Annotated in this window: 15 protein-coding genes; 1 reads left to right on the top strand and 14 read right to left on the bottom strand. The window is 32.0% G+C overall.

Annotated features, from left to right (window positions below; all coding sequences use genetic code 11):
- Nucleotides 1-29: 29 nt before the first annotated feature.
- Nucleotides 30-713 carry a response regulator transcription factor gene (locus BK137_RS19120; protein WP_038182894.1) on the bottom strand — a complete coding sequence of 228 codons (684 nt, stop codon included), beginning with the start codon at nucleotides 711-713 and terminating at the stop codon, nucleotides 30-32.
- 389 nt (nucleotides 714-1,102) lie between these two features.
- Between BK137_RS19120 and BK137_RS19115 the strand changes: the two genes are divergently transcribed.
- The gene (locus BK137_RS19115; protein WP_038182898.1) at nucleotides 1,103-1,540 is read left to right on the top strand and encodes a hypothetical protein; all 438 of its coding nucleotides are present in this window, start codon (nucleotides 1,103-1,105) and stop codon (nucleotides 1,538-1,540) included.
- 178 nt (nucleotides 1,541-1,718) lie between these two features.
- On the opposite strand, the gene resA is transcribed toward BK137_RS19115, so the two are convergent.
- The 13 genes from resA to BK137_RS19050 all read right to left on the bottom strand — a co-directional run bounded on the left by resA (nucleotide 1,719) and on the right by BK137_RS19050 (nucleotide 16,159).
- Nucleotides 1,719-2,240, bottom strand: a complete 522-nt coding sequence (gene resA / locus BK137_RS19110; RefSeq protein WP_038182901.1) for a thiol-disulfide oxidoreductase ResA — start codon at nucleotides 2,238-2,240, stop codon at nucleotides 1,719-1,721.
- A gap of 296 nt (nucleotides 2,241-2,536) precedes the next feature.
- A complete protein-coding gene (gene yfmH / locus BK137_RS19105) occupies nucleotides 2,537-3,838 on the bottom strand; it encodes an EF-P 5-aminopentanol modification-associated protein YfmH (RefSeq protein WP_038182904.1) in 1,302 nt (433 codons plus the stop codon).
- Nucleotides 3,839-6,064, bottom strand: coding sequence for a M16 family metallopeptidase (locus BK137_RS19100; protein WP_038182907.1), 2,226 nt, complete (start codon nucleotides 6,062-6,064; stop codon nucleotides 3,839-3,841). It lies immediately after the preceding gene.
- A 212-nt stretch (nucleotides 6,065-6,276) separates the two neighbouring features.
- Nucleotides 6,277-7,668, bottom strand: a complete 1,392-nt coding sequence (locus BK137_RS19095; protein ID WP_038182910.1) for an MATE family efflux transporter — start codon at nucleotides 7,666-7,668, stop codon at nucleotides 6,277-6,279.
- A gap of 12 nt (nucleotides 7,669-7,680) precedes the next feature.
- On the bottom strand, nucleotides 7,681-8,562 hold the full coding sequence (locus tag BK137_RS19090; protein ID WP_143691257.1) for a hypothetical protein: 882 nt from the start codon (nucleotides 8,560-8,562) through the stop codon (nucleotides 7,681-7,683).
- A 46-nt stretch (nucleotides 8,563-8,608) separates the two neighbouring features.
- Nucleotides 8,609-9,766 (bottom strand): acyl-CoA dehydrogenase family protein, encoded by a 1,158-nt coding sequence (locus BK137_RS19085; protein WP_051448669.1) that lies wholly within the window; start codon nucleotides 9,764-9,766, stop codon nucleotides 8,609-8,611.
- 5 nt (nucleotides 9,767-9,771) lie between these two features.
- The gene (locus tag BK137_RS19080) at nucleotides 9,772-10,467 is read right to left on the bottom strand and encodes a hypothetical protein (protein ID WP_038182918.1); all 696 of its coding nucleotides are present in this window, start codon (nucleotides 10,465-10,467) and stop codon (nucleotides 9,772-9,774) included.
- Nucleotides 10,468-10,493: 26 nt separating this feature from the next.
- Complete coding sequence (locus BK137_RS19075; RefSeq protein WP_038182922.1) at nucleotides 10,494-11,420, bottom strand: 3-oxoacyl-[acyl-carrier-protein] synthase III C-terminal domain-containing protein; 927 nt, start codon at nucleotides 11,418-11,420, stop codon at nucleotides 10,494-10,496.
- A gap of 2 nt (nucleotides 11,421-11,422) precedes the next feature.
- Nucleotides 11,423-12,244, bottom strand: coding sequence for a hypothetical protein (locus tag BK137_RS19070; protein WP_076035218.1), 822 nt, complete (start codon nucleotides 12,242-12,244; stop codon nucleotides 11,423-11,425).
- Nucleotides 12,245-12,258: 14 nt separating this feature from the next.
- Nucleotides 12,259-12,513, bottom strand: a complete 255-nt coding sequence (locus BK137_RS19065) for a phosphopantetheine-binding protein (RefSeq protein WP_038182926.1) — start codon at nucleotides 12,511-12,513, stop codon at nucleotides 12,259-12,261.
- A 28-nt stretch (nucleotides 12,514-12,541) separates the two neighbouring features.
- Complete coding sequence (lysA, locus tag BK137_RS19060) at nucleotides 12,542-13,819, bottom strand: diaminopimelate decarboxylase (protein WP_038182929.1); 1,278 nt, start codon at nucleotides 13,817-13,819, stop codon at nucleotides 12,542-12,544.
- A gap of 18 nt (nucleotides 13,820-13,837) precedes the next feature.
- Nucleotides 13,838-15,214, bottom strand: a complete 1,377-nt coding sequence (locus BK137_RS19055) for an ATP-binding protein (protein WP_038182930.1) — start codon at nucleotides 15,212-15,214, stop codon at nucleotides 13,838-13,840.
- A gap of 12 nt (nucleotides 15,215-15,226) precedes the next feature.
- Entirely contained in the window at nucleotides 15,227-16,159 is a 933-nt protein-coding gene (locus BK137_RS19050) for a 3-oxoacyl-[acyl-carrier-protein] synthase III C-terminal domain-containing protein (RefSeq protein WP_038182932.1), read from the bottom strand.
- Nucleotides 16,160-16,484 lie beyond the last annotated feature (325 nt).

The following is a 16,484-nucleotide window of genomic DNA, read 5'->3' as shown; positions in this document are numbered from 1 at the left end:
CCTCTGAAAGAACAAATGCTTCCAAATACTCATATTAGCATATACCCTTGCCCTTTCTTCGTTTGGATATAATCTTCCACACCCATATCTGTTAGTTTACGACGTAATCGATTTATATTAACCGTCAATGTATTATCATCAATAAAACTCTCATCCTCCCATAATGCACGCATTAGCTCATCACGACTAATAATTTCATTCTTATTTTCAAAAAGAACAGTCAATATTTTAAATTCATTTTTAGTGAGCTCACTTTCTTGCTCGCCAAACTTAACTGTTGAATTCTTTAAGTTTAAAGTCAAATCATTATGTTTGAGAACATCTAAACTAGGTGAAAGATATGTATACGTTCTACGCACTATCGCATTAATCTTCGTCACGAGTATATCCATTGAGAATGGCTTCTGGATAAAATCATCCCCGCCCATATTTATGGCCATCATAACATCCATCTTCTCATTACGAGACGACACAAATACAATGGGCACATTAGAGTACTTCCTAATTTTCTCGCACCAATAAAATCCATCATAATAAGGTAAATTAATATCTAACAACACTAAATGAGGTTTTACTGACAAGAATTCTTCTTCTACTTTTTGAAAATCCTTTATCGAAAATACATCATATCCCCATTTGATTAAGTTTTCTTCAATCATTTGAGCAATCTTTTGTTCATCTTCGACAATCATAATGTTAAATTTGTCATCCATCTTTCATTACTCCTACCAATTAATTGATTTTTATCCACTCTATGCAATTATTATAACCATTCCTATAGAAGATTTGAACCACGTTAAAGTTGATTAAGTATTATCTTCCAAGCTCATTGTTCTAACAACCATCCTTTTCTTGTTCTGAGATAAACGAGTCTCTACAAGAATTTCATTTAATTAATAAATTAATTGTTTCAAGTGTATTCTTGGTCATGAATAACAACTCGGAGCATATGTTAATATACTGTCCATAATGGGTTATCCACTTTAACCGTATGTAATGAAAGATATATTTTCTTTCCACTACAATTAAAAGGGATATATTGTTATAAAAGTGTATAATTAGACAATTGGAGAATATCAAAATTTCTAAGGAGGAGTTGAGGGTGAAACGCTTTTCACGTTATTTCATTTCGTTAATAATTATAGGTGTGATGATTTACCTTGGACTTAGTTATAAATTACATTTAGAAAAGGAAGCTTCCACAACATATATTATTCTTCCCTTGATAAGGTTTTCTTTCGCATTCCCTATTATTATAGGCATATTACTTCGTTTACCTAAATTAATTATTGAAATTAAAGAAAAGAAACAATGGACTTTTGATTGGATTAAGATTGTAGTAATTGCTTTACCAGCATTATTTATAGCTGTGTCCCCATTCTTGACTTACACATTTATAGGCCAGTATTTTTACTTTGCAAATGAATTAATTGTTTCACAAAGTACATTATTGATAACAATTGGTGGAATTATTTTCGGCTACGTATTATTAGATAGTTTAATAAAAGATCGTGAAAATGAAATAGTCATTGATCCATAGATACCTAACAGACCGTTCTTTAAGATGGCCATTGAAAGTCCATAAAAATTAATAAATTAGCCCATTCTATTTTTGGGGGAATGGGCTATCTGTTCTTCAGTATAATAGATGCACTATTACTTTTTAAAAATGTGATTTTAACTAGGTTAATCTTGATTCATAAAATTCAGCCTTATGATTATATATTAGGTATAATCAATTCTATATCTTCCTGAATTGCTTTATTGGTCAAACCACCCACTGATATTTTTTTTACTGTGCCCTCGGAGTCGATGAATATCGATGTTGGTATAGCATCTATATTATAACTTTTAAAAACAACTATTGAGTGATCTATCAATATCGGAAAACTAATGTTTTTAGTGAACTTTTTAACTTCAAAAGTTGTTTGTGCATTATTAATTGCAAGGATTTCCACTCCCTTAGATTTATATTTAATATAGTTTTCTTCTAAATCAGGCATTTCTTCTTTACATGGATCACAATAAGTTGCCCAAAAATTTAGTACAACTCCTTTACCTTTATAGTCTGATAATTTATGCTTCTCCCCATTTAAATCCTCAAGAATAAAATCAGGTGCAACATCTCCTATTTTCACCATTTCATATGTTTCTTTTATGAAGTTACTATAGACGGTGTAAGTAATGGCACTAAAGATAATTACTAAAAATAAAGTTCGCACAATCATTCTTTTTTTCATCTATTGTCCTCCTTTAAATCCAATGATATCCTCAAAAGGGTATTGAAATTCTGTTTAAAATGTTCATTGAATCAAAAGATAAGACTACTCCAACAATCATCAAAACAATACTGCCCATTTCAAAATCATAGGTCTGAAAAAATGGATTGAAATGTTGCCTATGACTCAAAAAAGTCACCATTCCATAATTAATACATATGTAGTGATAAATACATATTTATATAAAAATCAAATTAATGAGATGATTGCAACTTTTTCTATACCTATAAACTCACTGTCTAAATTCTACGATAAACTCATCTCTTCACAATCATTGGTAGCGAAGAAAGATCAGTTTTTAAGAAGTTATCAAAATTAATAATAGATTCTAATCTGCTATTTACGAGATGGGCGTCCATCTTTAATAAATGTTCAAAGGTTTTAAAGTAATTCAAGCCATTGGATAAGTCTTCGGAATAAGCTAAAGCGAATTCCTTCATATTTTCCATCTGCATCATTTTCTGACCAATCATTTTTTTTGTTACACGTTCAATTTCAAATGGGTTCAAACCGCTCCTTCTTACCTCTTGAAGTTTTTCATATAGCTTTTCTTTTACCGGAAGTATATTCACCGTTGAACCACTGACAACAGTAAAGTCATAATTTGGACCATTGTAATTAGAATAACCCCATTGATTATTGATTAAGTTCTCCCTATACAAATCCATTGTTAATGTAGATCCCAACCCAAAAAGGGCCTCAGTAATTGCGAGTTTTGCTAAATGATTTTCATAATAATTCCCATCTTGTTTTTCATGCCTTAAACCAATCGAAAATAAATCATGGGAGCAATTTTTCATAATTGATATATTTTTATAGGATTGATTTTTAGCATTGGGATAAAATAGTTCAAATTCATGTCTTTTCTTTTCAGCATAATTTTCATCACGGACTACTGTATGATAGATACTTTCACACAGTTCAATTGGATGAACATCACCTACAACCACCAATTTCATATTGTTAGGTCTATAATAAATGTCATGAGCCTGCACCAATAATCCTTTGTCTATCCTGTTAATACTTTCTATCGTACCGGCCACATCTGTACAAATTGGCAGATCAGGATACATTTGCATTAATAGGTTTCTGTAAACTACCCAGTTTGGTTTATCTTGATACATTAATATTTCTTCTCTAATCACTTTTTTTTCATTTTCAATTTCAATTGTTGTAAATTCTTGACTTAAAATGGAGGCAAGCAATTTGGAAATAAGTTCTGCCATATTACCAGAACTAGAAACTAGAAAATCCGTATTATTATAGCCAGTTTTGGCAGAAATAGATGCCCCGTTTTCAGAAAAGACTTTTTTCATGTCATGCATATTTCTCTGATTGAAAATTAAATGTTCCATAAAGTGAGCTGTCCCATACGGCAATTCCATCTTTTCCTTTGTAGTAGTACTGATAAAAGCTGTATCATTAGCACCAAAATCCACATTTAACACAGCAAATGTTTGCGACATTCCTTTGAGAGGAATCATATGTACTTCCATCCCATTACTAAAGGTTTCACAAAAAACGGAGTGGCCTAATTTTTCATTTTGAAGACATTCCATTTATATTTTCGCCACCTTTTTAACCGATTTGAATACCGTATCTAACGTTATCTTTTTTGCAATATCGACGATATCACGTTTCGAAATATTTTCCAGCACAGAAAAAACCTTCTCTTCATCATCTTGAAAACCCAATAAATCCCCTGTTAAGCTAATATCTATTAAGATAGCTGGAGTTTCTAAGCCAGTTTTCACATAATGTTTCACTGCATTTATACCGGTTTGAATTTCTTCTTCGCTCACTTGCCCATCTTGAATTTTGTTTAGTTCATTTAAGATAATCTCAGTCACTGTTTCATAATTTTCTTCTTGTAAAGCAACATGAACTAATAATATTCCCTTTAAATCATCTATTTCAGAACTTAGATAATAGGCCATTCCTCTATTATGTCTGATTTCAGTTTGTAATTTTGATTCGGGTAAATTTCCGAATATAGTATTGAAGACAAGTAAAGGAATATATTCCAATGATGAGAAGTTGATACCTGTTTTAAATCCTATCAACAATCTTCCTTGATTGGCATGTAAATCTTGCTCGATATACTTAATCTCTTGATGAACTGGAGAAAGCATGTCGCCATGTGGACAAAGATTATTTTCTTCTTCCTGTTGAAAATAACTACAAGCATCATTTTGTATCTTATCTTCATCAATGTTTGGACCAATTACATGAATGTATTTTTTAGAGGATGATATGAATTCTTGATAATGTTGTAACAATATTTCTTCGTTTAATTCCTCCAGAGTGTCCAAATCACCATAAATCGGAATACTGAATGGTTCCCCTTCCGTCATAGTAGCCAAGCAAATTTCTTGGGCGGCATATTCCACATTTTCATTCATTTCTTTAATGCGATAATAGTGACTGGTAAATTCTTTTTCTATCCGCTCATACTCAAATCCTTTTTCCAGTGGACTATTAATGATTTCTGATAATAGTTTTAAAGATTTTGAAATCATATCCGAATCAAGTTGATTATTTTGCATAATCGACATTTCAAATTCTAAGACATGATAATCCCCTTTTCTCGATACGTTGCTTTTTAAAATTGCCCCATACAAATGATCTAACTTCGTCTGTATATTGACGGGTATTAATAATTCTGAAAAGATAGCAATAGAACATGCCATTTCTTTTCTTAATGGATATAAAAAGGTTAATCTAATACTTGTATTCATGTATTTATCATTAGTATGAACAAAAAAATTGATGCCAGAATTTCGCTGAATATCAAATGATAATGCTTCAGTTTCAAGCTCATATAACCGAGCATGATTGGTATCCAGACCTAATATTTGACTACTATTTTGACTTTTTGTTTTCCAATCAATTTGAATTGGCTTCCCATCTTGAATATTTACAGATGGATGCCATTCTACAACTTGTTCATCGTGCCTATACCACAATCTCCATAATTCAGGCTTTTTCATCAGTTCTGATGTGAAAATGGAGAAAGCTTTGTTAACTGCTTCATCTATCTTGTTGGGTTCTACTGCAAAAGGCTTATGAAAGATAATTTGCTTTTTTCCATCTTCGGACAGAGTCGTAAGCAGAATACATATTTTTTTCTTTGCCCTTTCAAGAATCCTAAAGATACCGCTTCTCACTTTTATTTCTGAAGACAAAAAGTTCGTCCGTATATCTGTATTATCTTCATTAAATCCTGCTTGTCCATCCAGAAACAATAGGAAGGAGTCATTTTCTTTTAAAATATAAAATAATTTGATAGCTATTAGATTTGATTCTGCGACTAATAGCTTTACTCCCGCTTCTTCCCTAATTTTTTCCCAAGAATCCAGTTTCCCTTCTGATTCAAAGGATTCTTGGTCTACGACAACATAAAATTTCCGATTCTTATTTTGAAATTTAAATCTTAAAGCTTTGATGATTTGGTCAACATTATGCCGATAATCACCAAAATGCCAGGAGAGAAAAGCGCCTCCTTCATTGAGTGTTTCCATCATGTATTCTTCGCCGATGATTTCATCGTAGTTGTCGATTTCAAAATTTGGATTTACCCTTTCTCGATTAATCATTCTGTTATGAGCCAAATACTTCATCCATATTTTCTCGTATGATTCATTTATTTTAAGAGGAGATAGTTCCATAACCATATTCATTAACGGAAAAAACTGGTCCGTTGTTAGGCCATGCTCCTTATAGTAGCTTCTTAGCATTTCTTCTTCCGATATAAATTCCTCGTATTGTTTTGAAAAATTATTCAATCATTTTTCCTCGCTTTCATAAATAGAAATCTTAAAAAATTACTGCCATCTAAATCGACTATACATTTAGCTAAACAAATTATTAATAACAGTAAAATTAGATACCTCGGCGCTAAATACTCATTATTTAAAATTTAATAAAACTGGGGAAATACAAGTCTGTCTCTAAATACTCGTCAAAATACGGTTCAACGATATAAAAAGATTGGTTTTTATCCATTCATTTCAACTGCCCTTTTTATTTCTTTATTCAATTGTGTTTGTTTCAATTGAAAACTATTCCTGATGACAAAATAACTATATAAAATACCGGTTATGGCGAAAACATTCAATAAGCTGATTGTCCAGTAGAATAAACTCTCTTCCTGGTAATGGTTTGTTAAAAACCATCCGATTACAACGATAAAAAAGAAATATAAAAAGTTTAAAAAGAACGCCTGAAATCCTTTGCCAATTTGTTCAAGCACCAATAATGATGACATCATGGGTCCCATGATAATATAGGATAAAGCAACAATCTTTAAATAATTTGCTGTATGTACGCTCACTTCCCCGTCAGCAATTAAAAAAGAAGCGATTAGGTCTTTACCTAAAAAAATGGCCGTGCCAATGATAATGTAGATTCCTACTATATTGATCATTCCTTTCTTATAGATTTCAAAGGAACGTTCTAAATTATTGCCACCCATATTCTGATTCATAAGAAGACCTAATGTATTACCAGAAGATATCGCGATTAGAAGGACTATTGTTTGTAATCGATATGCAGCTCCAAAACCCGCTACCACCTCATTTCCAAATGGCATTAGGATTTTATTGAAGAAAAATGTACTAATAAAGATTAAAATATACGAAATAGCCACTGGAATACCAATATTCAAGATTTTACGTTTGGCAATTTCCTCTAATTTAAATCTTTTCAATGAAAAAGGTAAAATTTGAAATTTTACAATTTTATATTTTAATAGGAAAAATAGACTGATGATTATTGAGATACTACTTACAATAAAATTAGCAAGGACAATACTATAAACGCCAAGAAGGTAATATTCTACAAAAATATAAACTAATAAGATATTGGACACTGAGGTAAACGTACTTATTCCTGAAGAAATCTTTACAAGGCCATATCCCCTTATACTGGATAACAGTATGGCATTTACTACTGAGAATATTGTAAGAAAGACCATTAACCGAGTATACTTCCTAAATAAATTGATTGATTCATTACGAACGTTAAAATAATCGGCGAACATCGGTGTTAATAAACTAATGAAAATCGCAATAATTAAACTGGTTAAGATTCCATATAGAAGGTAATTATTAATCAACTTAGGTATTTGCTCGGTATTTTCCCTTCCTTTTTCAAATGCAACGGAAGAGGCATTCGAAATTTGAAAACCTTCAATCAATGCAGTCATAAAAAAAGAAAACGGAATATATAAACCAACAATATACAGAGCTTCCTTATGCTCATGCCCCATAAAAAAAGTATTGGCCAGTTGCGTAACAATCGAAACTGAAGAAGCCAATACCATTGGAATAAAGGTTTTATAAATCAACGGAATAATTCGATCATTTAAATAATCTATATTTCTTGGCAAAATTTCTCCTCCTTACCACTTAAAACTGGAAACTAGAGGCATCCCATTAAACTGAAGAACTGCAAATGAAGTACTCAAATCCCGGTTTGCCGATATTATAAGTATCTTCTCTTCTTTTTTCAATTTTCCTGATAACAGTAATTCGGTAAACGTGTACCAGACATCACTACTTTGATAATTCTGAGCAACATTTGTCTTTCGGATAAAAAACAAATCGGATTCCAGGAAATCCATTCGACCAAATAAATTTTGGACAATAACCCACTTCGGTTGATGTTGATGTGACACCAATTCATAGATTTGCTTAATGATATTAGAAAAGTGAATTTTACTACTTTCTATATTTGATTGATATTCAGCTAAGGGATAATTTCCAATTTGAAGAATTTGAATCGATCCGTGTCCTTTAGAAAAATGCATGCCCATTGCAAAATCTGATAAGGGAAGATAGCCTGTCCTGTACCGGTTTTGCTCAATAAATAATTGTTCTCCTAATAGAAGAATTCCTTCTTCTCCTTCATTTAAACAAAGTTCCAGAATTTCTAGACAATCTATAGAAGCTAATGAGCCTAAATGAGAAACACCAAAATAATTTTTTGGTTTCTTATCGGACCATTCTAAAATTCTTGGCAGCGGCTGTATTTCCGGCTGGCGATCTGAAAACGAATTTGAAATTAATAAACACTGATAGTTGTTCACTACTGGTAATAGTTCCGTATGGCATTTGTGTAACATTTCCGACAAGGTCACTTGCTGATTGTCAATTTTGATAGAATAGGACTCGACCGTTTCTATTGGAATGTTATGATAATATGCATCTATTTCCAAATGTGGTTCTAACCTAAAAAAATCAGAAGGCTCTTTTCCATCTAAATAATAATTTTTTCGATCCATATGTAGAATTGCCAAAGATGATAATGATACATTTAAATCACATAGGTTATACATACGAAATCTTTCCATTCATGTAGCTTTGAAAAATATTTAATTTTAATATATTTGAAGTACCTTCCATGTTTTCAAACGCAAATGCATCTCTGAACCATTTGTTTAAATATGGATGTTCAAAAAAGGCTCCTTCACCAAATAAATCTAGCGCATATTGAGTGATCTGCTTCACTAATGAGGTAGCTCTCACTTTTGCAATTGATCCGACATAACCATTCCGCGGATTAATATCCACTTCCAATGCAGCTTGACGAATGAGATTCCTAGTAGTTATTAGCTCATTTTGAAAATTCTCCAGTTTCTGTTGTTGATCTAAGGATAAATTCTTCTTATTGGTAATCATGTAATCATAAGTTGCTTGTGAAACACCCAGTGCCATAGCAGCTACTGTAGGACGCATTTTATTAAAAACAGTAATGGCTCCATGCATTCCTCTTTTTAAAGGGCTTAAATGCCTTCCAATAATCTGTTCTTCATTTATGCGAACATTTTGGAACGTTAATCTACTAAGTTTCGGAGCGCGAAGACCTAATGTATCAAGTGCTTCGGCAGAAAAACCATCTGAGTCCTTTTCAATCAAGCACATTTCAATTCCTATTGGACCGGTTGTGGTACGCGCAAAGACAACTCCGATTTCCGCCCGAGTACCGTTCCCAATGAAATATTTCTCACCGTTTAATAACCTTTGCCCATCGCATGCATTTACTTTCTTCATATTTGTTTCAATATGCATGGCATCCGATCCCTTATTAGGCTCAGTTAAGGCAAAAAAAGTCCAACAAGGTTTGGATAGCAATTTGCTGTAATACTGTTCCTTTTGCTGCCCATCGGCAAAATCTTGAATAATGATTCCAGATAATGAAGGCCCTGGACACCCCACAACGACTCCCGCATCCCCATAGGAAAGCCATTCAGTCCCAATGACTCTCTCAATGCAAGTTAAACCATAAAATTTTGTATTATTAATGATAAATGGATGATCATTATATTCAGAAGGAATCATCATTCGTGATAACAATTGAACACTGGCCAAATCCGTAAATTCATGTAGCCGATCAGGCTGTTCATCTATGATTAGTCCAATATCCCGAAATTCTTGCGAGTACGATTTAATAGCTTCTTCAAAAGCATTTAATTTTTCTATATTCAAAATATTCACTCCGATTCTACAAACAGGTTTTTGATGACAAAAGACAAATAAATTTTTCTGCTCACTGTTTCCGTCAGGACACCATGACCACCAGTTAGGTTAATCAGAGTATTCATACAATCATCTATTTCATTGTGAATAAATACATTGAAAGACTTATTCTCTAATGTGCTATTTCCATTGATATAGTTGTTAATAATTGAATATATTTTAATAATGGCCTCCGAAAACTGCCCTTTCACCATTTGGTATTGAATAATCGGTAATTTTCCTGAATAACGGTTGCTCAAAAGCTTTTTATCATAAGCAAGGCATTCCAATGCAATCCACGTCCGTATGAATAAAGCAAAGTCATTTTTTGTTAAAGGAATATTTTCTATCTGGTTGGACCCCTTCTCAGGTATGTCATCCATTTTAAATAAGCTAATCATTTCATGTTCCATGAAATGATTATTAACCTTATTAAATTTTAGTTCGGTCAATTGATAGAGATTATTACCTCTAAGAATATGCGTATTCGGATTCTCTAGAACAGAGTGAGGAGCAAGAAAATAATTATTGGATGATATAATAATTGGATTTTCAAAGGCTTTGAAAATCCATTCAAAAGCTTCAAAAAGGCTCAAACCACGGGTCTCTTCTAAAAATCGATTTATATAGTTCAATAAATTCTCATTTTTTGATGATAAAAGTGTTGACATTATTTATCTCCTTTTATAATAAATTCTTAATGTTCAATGACAGCAGATCCCACAAAACAACCTAATCCTACACTTACCATTAAAATCTTATCTCCCTTTTTTAATCTATTTTGAGATTGTAAATAATCTAAATTTATAAAGCAATCTGTTGTATACGTATGGCCAATCTCGGGAAGTAAATCCAAAATGATGTTTTCTAAAGGAAAATGGGTAAGTTTTGAAAACTTTCTCCAAGTCATTTTATTCACATTGTAGGGAAGAATATATTGAATTTCATCGAGAACTACATTCGCCTTTGTCAATGTTTCATGTATCGCCTTAATAATAATGGAAACGTATTCTTCGTTAAATAAAGCTGTTTTTTGGGGATTTTCGTAAAACCCTTGATTAAAACGAGTATCCCTATAAACACCGATGGACAGTACTTTATTTGTTTCGTTTTTTTTCTGTAACAGAACTGCCACTGCCGAATCTCCAATAACGGTAGAATTTTCTATATATCTTAATCTAGTAGTCATATTGGATTGGTCTCCCAAGATTAATAGAATCGTATTTACATTTTTTTTCTTTGCAAAATACAAGTCTGCGAGCTCCATTGCATAAAAGGAAGAAGCACATGCCTCTTGAGCAATCCCGAATTTTTTTGTGCTTAATAAATCAAATGGCATTAAGACTTTATTTAACAACCCATAATCATGTGGAACTTGCGCCAGTAACGAATGAGCATACAAGACTAAATCAACTTTTATATCTAAATGAAGGTCTAGTAATGCATAACGAAGGGTCTCTTCCAATCTTTGTCCATTTTCAACAATGGGAACTTGATGGATATTGTGTAATCTTTTCATTAATTTTATTTCTCTTTCATTGCAGCCAGAGTACTCTAATACTTCATCAATCTTTTGCCTTAGGCTCGGGATATATGTGCCAATTTTTGCAATTCCAAAACTCACATTCAACCTCCAAGTATGCTAAATTTCATATAATACAGTTCATTTTCCTTTAAGCTTCCATCTAACAAATAAATAGATGAATCTCCCTGAATCTTGCCCTTTTGTATTAATTTTAATAACTTTGCAAACAAGGACGTGCATAATTGCTTAGAGGAAGCAATAAAGGTGATTTCGGATGGCATTTCTGTATATTTCTCTTCTAGATTGGACGAAATAATATACTGATCATCACTTTGATTTAGATTCATTTTTTTCATCCATTCATGCAGATTAGTATTGGATTCATAACCCCACTCATTCAGTTCAAGACAAGGACCAGTTCCATTTTTTTCAAATAGACAAGCAATTGCTGTATCTTCAATATCTTTAACACCTGGAGCATAATATGATAATGTAGATTGATCGAGCATTAACAAAAGTGCCTTTTTACACTTCTTTGTAAAAAATAACTCTTTGATGATTTTTACTGCTGCAAAAGGAGCATAAGTATCTACTGCTGAAACAGCAAAACCTTTTGCATTTAGATTATATTTTTCAATTAAGTAATTGACAGTTGAAATGGACGGATTGATATCAGGGATACAATAAACTAAAACGACTAAATCTACATCATCGATTTTATTCCCGGTTTTTAATAATTGATCTATTAAGCTAGTTCCCATAAAACTAAATGAATTATTCAACCCCGAATTCAATAGAGATTCATCCACCTTAAGTCCATACATATCTGCTAAATCTGTTTGAAATTGAATTTCCCCAATACTATGAGTATATGACCTCTTTTCCAAGAACCGTTTACATACATACGAATTAATTTTTATCATACTCATTCATTCATTCATGCATTTACTAAAGATTTATCAATATAATCAACAATTGTCTCTACGGATTCAAAATATTCCGGTTCAATGTCTTCGGGATCTATAGATAATCCCTCAATATTGTCTTCCAAAACCATTAAAAGTTCAAAAATCGATGTAGAATCAAGACTTAATGATTCTAATGTTGTTTCAGGTAGTATTTCCTCCATCTCATCAATATCCAACACTTCTCTTAATGCTGCTATAGCCACCTCAAAAGTATTCTTACTCATTATTTATCAATTCCTTTCTATTATTGTATTAAACTAAATGAAATATCTTTTCATTAACTAGTATTTGTTTGCCTATAATATCCTCTGAATTATCACGTCTTCTAACCAGATAGTGTTTCCCACTATGAATCAACACTTCAGCAGGAAAACCATGACTTAAAAACAGACCAGGTGATGCACTTGGACCGTATGCACCTGATTGTAAAATCCCAATAAGATCCCCTCTTTGGACCTTTGAGAGTTCAACATTTTTTCCAACCACATCATTTGGAGTACATAGTGGACCCGTTACATTATAAGTATCAATGTCCGCCTCATCTAAATTCGTTAAATTCTTCATAGGAAAATTTCTTTTAACAAAACTACCTATTCCGACTGCAGCCATATGACAATTTGTTCCACCATCTGTTATAATGAAATTTTCTTCTCTAGATTTTTTTATATAATTGACTTTGGATACAAACATGCCAGATTTAGCAACGAGATATCTTCCTACTTCCATCGCCAGCTTTGTATTCGGAAAAGAGTCTTTAAAATCATTAATAATAGGAGATAGTTGTTCACCTAATTTTTGTATATTAAGATCCTCTTCATTACTAAAATAAGGTACGCCTAATCCTCCACCAATATCGACAAATTGTAATGCTAGACCCGTTTGTTCACTAAACCGTACTGCCAACTTTAAAATGTTAATTGTGTTTTGGCAGATCACATTCTCATCTAAAATTCTTGTCCCCATGTATACTTGAATTCCAATAATATCCACATTTTCATATGACTTTAGCAAGGCTAAATTTTGAAATACTATTTCTTCATCTATTCCGAATTGCCGAGGCTTTCCTCCCATTGCAAGCCTAGAACCTTTAATTGAAAATGTTGGATTCACTCTAATTGCCACACGTGCTCTCTTTTTGCGAATAGAAGCAATTTTATTGATTAATTCTAATTCTTGAAAAGATTCGCATACGATTGCATAAATAGAATGATCGATACAACTTGTAATTTCTTCTTCACTTTTTCCCGGCCCTAAAAAAATAATATTTTCTGGATCTGTATTTGCCATTAGGACCGTTTTTAATTCTGTCAATGAAGAAACTTCAGCTTTTGCTCCCAATGATTTTAGCAAGTTATAGACAGAAATATTAGGGTTCGATTTTAAAGAAAAAAATACTTCAAGATGCTTTGTAATATTGCTTTTCAACTCTAAAAATATATTAGAAATTTCTTGCCCGTCATATATATAAAGAGGTGTACCATATTTTTCTGCTAAATCACTTATAGGTATTCCTTGTATTTCATATACCATTTATCTTGTTTCCTCCCCTCATTCTTGAATTTTATTTAATTGAATCTGTATTCTACGATCCAAATCAAACAGTGAACCCATATTACTTGCCATTAAAACTCCGTACAATCTCCCCTTGAAAAACTTACCTTCTTTACTGAAACCGGAGTTAACAGTCGCAAAATTGTTAATTAAGAAACCTTCTTGTCCATTGGTAGTAATCATAAAGTTTTCAAGTAAAGTAAATATTTCATTAAATGATATTTGACGACTCAACTTTAATTCATAATATTTTGCTAATGCGTGCCCTTGATTTTGTAAAAAATTTTCTTGTATTCTCATTTGGTAGGAGGCCATATTAAATCGTGCATTGATTTCAAGGTTTGGCCAAAGCATATCCTCCTGATCATATATCGCATCGATTCCAACTATTCCGTAATAACCGTCTTGATATAATTGTCTACCTATTTTTTCTCCAGCTTTACGCAGTTCTTCATCCAGCTTTCTTGTGATGTAAGTTGGATAAAGATGTCCACGATGAACTCCATCTTCTACAATGCATTCCTTTGCACCGTAATAAATAACTTTGCCGTTTCTTTCAATTAGTATTTGATAATTAATATCAGCTGTTTTCCTAATCCATTTTTCTAAAACAAAGCTCACTTTTCCATTGTTTTTTTTATTAAGCCCTTTTTCTATCATCTTAATTGCTTTATTAAATTTTTCTTCCGAATCAATAATAATTAATCCTTTTCCTGACACACCCAGAGATTCCTTTAAGACTAATCTTTCTCCACTTATTAGATAATGCTTCAAGTTTTGATATGTCTCTAACAAACTATCTACGGAATCACACTCCCCTCCAGGAATCTGCCTGATATTTACTTTTTGATTCAGAACACGACTATATACTTTAGTGTTTACTTTGCTAAAAACATGACTACTTGGCACTGCAAGAGGAATACCTGTTAATTCTGAGAGCTGTTCTTCGTACTCAGAACATCCATAAGGCATAAAGTAAATGTTATTATTCGTATTTTTCAGTTCTTTTAGATGTTGAATTGTTTTTTGGCAATTTAGAATGTCCTTCGTAATATTTAAGTTTGGATTACTGTTCTCAACATAGATAATACCCGGACACTCTAGTAAACTTTGTAAATACTGCAAGAAGTGAGTACTGACAGGTCGTTTTAGAATTACAATATCTGTTGGGCTGGCAAGTAATACACCTTGTTCTTCCAATCTATTGACCATCAACCTTGCATTACCAATGGAAACCGAAGGAATACCTACCGTTTCTGGCGGTTTCCAATACTGTTCAACTTCAAAGTTATTAATATATATAAATTTTGCTTTTTCGTCGTCTACTAGTGCTTTTTTTAGATGAGCACTTAAATTACAACCTATATTTTCCATCTCACACCTCCATTAAAATTGAAATAGGCTCACAGCAAACGTTGCACCTAAGCCAACTGAAACCATCAAGAAATAATCACCTTTTTTTAACAGGCCATCACTGATTGCACAATCTAAATTTAAAAATGGATCAGAGCAAAAGCAATGTCCATATTTCTCCACATTTTTTAAATATATTTTTTGGATAGGAAACTCTAAGGATTTAGATATCTGTTTCCAAGAAGATACATTCACATTATGCGGTAAGATTAGAGATATTTTTGACAATTCTAAATCAAGATCATTAACCGTTTCTATTATTAATGCTGACAAGGTTGGTACATAATTTTTTTCGAATTGTTTTTGTTCTTCCTGACTAATGCCGATTCCTTCAGCATATTTCCCTAATATTTTAGTTTTTGTTTTAATAAACTTAATATTTTTATTACTATTTCTAGATAAGATGACTGCTGTTGATGCCTCTCCTAAAATAGTGGTATTATTAATTAATTGCATAATTGGATTGAAAACCTTTTCCCCCATTAACAAGAGCACCTTATCATTTTTATCTGTACTATTTAATAAGCTGTCTGCAATTTCTAATGCGACTAGACTTGAAGCGCAATTTTGTTGATTTATTGAAAAATTTATCGTATTATGTATATTGCAAATTTCACTTATTTCTTTAAACATATCCAACGGAAATGGGTGAACATTCTGAATAGTATGACAATAAATAATGTATTTAATTTCCTGTCTAAAACTACTGTTTCGCTCAAATATATTTAATATTGGCGTACTTAATAATTTTGTTAATGAACCTTCTTCTTTCCTGATTTCTTTTAATCCGTGGATTTTTTTAAAAACTTTAATTTGATAATTTTTTAAATTTAAGTAATCCTGTAATTCTGATATGTCTATTACTTTTTCAGGAATATAGTTTTCAATATAATCAATGTATATCAATGTATTGGTCACCCTTTTATTTTAAGTTATAAAAGAAACCCCATCTAGGGAAGGGGAATTTCTTTTATATCCACTTTTAGCATTTACCGCATGCACCGCCGTAACGAACTATATTTTTAAGATTCTTAATTTGCATTGGTTTCGCTTTAATTTTCATTTGTTTTCACCTCCTTTTAACATGTCGAAAACTATTCATTAGTTTTCGACATGTTAACTACCAATCGATTTAGCATTTACATGAACCGCCGTAACGTGCTACATTTTTAAGATTCTTAATTTGCATTGGTTTCGCTTTAATTTTCATTTGTTTTCACCTCCTTTTAAT

Source organism: Viridibacillus arenosi (genome assembly GCF_001955655.1).
GTDB lineage: Bacteria > Bacillota > Bacilli > Bacillales_A > Planococcaceae > Viridibacillus > Viridibacillus arenosi.
Note: the sequence above shows the minus strand (reverse complement) of the source record. Positions and strands in the feature narration are given on the sequence as shown.

Excerpts from the sequence above, each read along its gene's own strand:
- BK137_RS19120 (WP_038182894.1), bottom strand. The coding sequence starts at position 713 with ATGGATGACAAATTTAACATTATGATTGTCGAAGATGAACAAAAGATT.
- BK137_RS19090 (WP_143691257.1), bottom strand. The coding sequence starts at position 8,562 with ATGGATCGAAAAAATTATTATTTAGATGGAAAAGAGCCTTCTGATTTT.
- BK137_RS19055 (WP_038182930.1), bottom strand. The coding sequence starts at position 15,214 with ATGGAAAATATAGGTTGTAATTTAAGTGCTCATCTAAAAAAAGCACTA.
- yfmH (WP_038182904.1), bottom strand. The coding sequence starts at position 3,838 with ATGGAATGTCTTCAAAATGAAAAATTAGGCCACTCCGTTTTTTGTGAA.
- lysA (WP_038182929.1), bottom strand. The coding sequence starts at position 13,819 with ATGGTATATGAAATACAAGGAATACCTATAAGTGATTTAGCAGAAAAA.
- BK137_RS19080 (WP_038182918.1), bottom strand. The coding sequence starts at position 10,467 with ATGTCAACACTTTTATCATCAAAAAATGAGAATTTATTGAACTATATA.
- resA (WP_038182901.1), bottom strand. The coding sequence starts at position 2,240 with ATGAAAAAAAGAATGATTGTGCGAACTTTATTTTTAGTAATTATCTTT.
- BK137_RS19070 (WP_076035218.1), bottom strand. The coding sequence starts at position 12,244 with ATGATAAAAATTAATTCGTATGTATGTAAACGGTTCTTGGAAAAGAGG.
- BK137_RS19065 (WP_038182926.1), bottom strand. The coding sequence starts at position 12,513 with ATGAGTAAGAATACTTTTGAGGTGGCTATAGCAGCATTAAGAGAAGTG.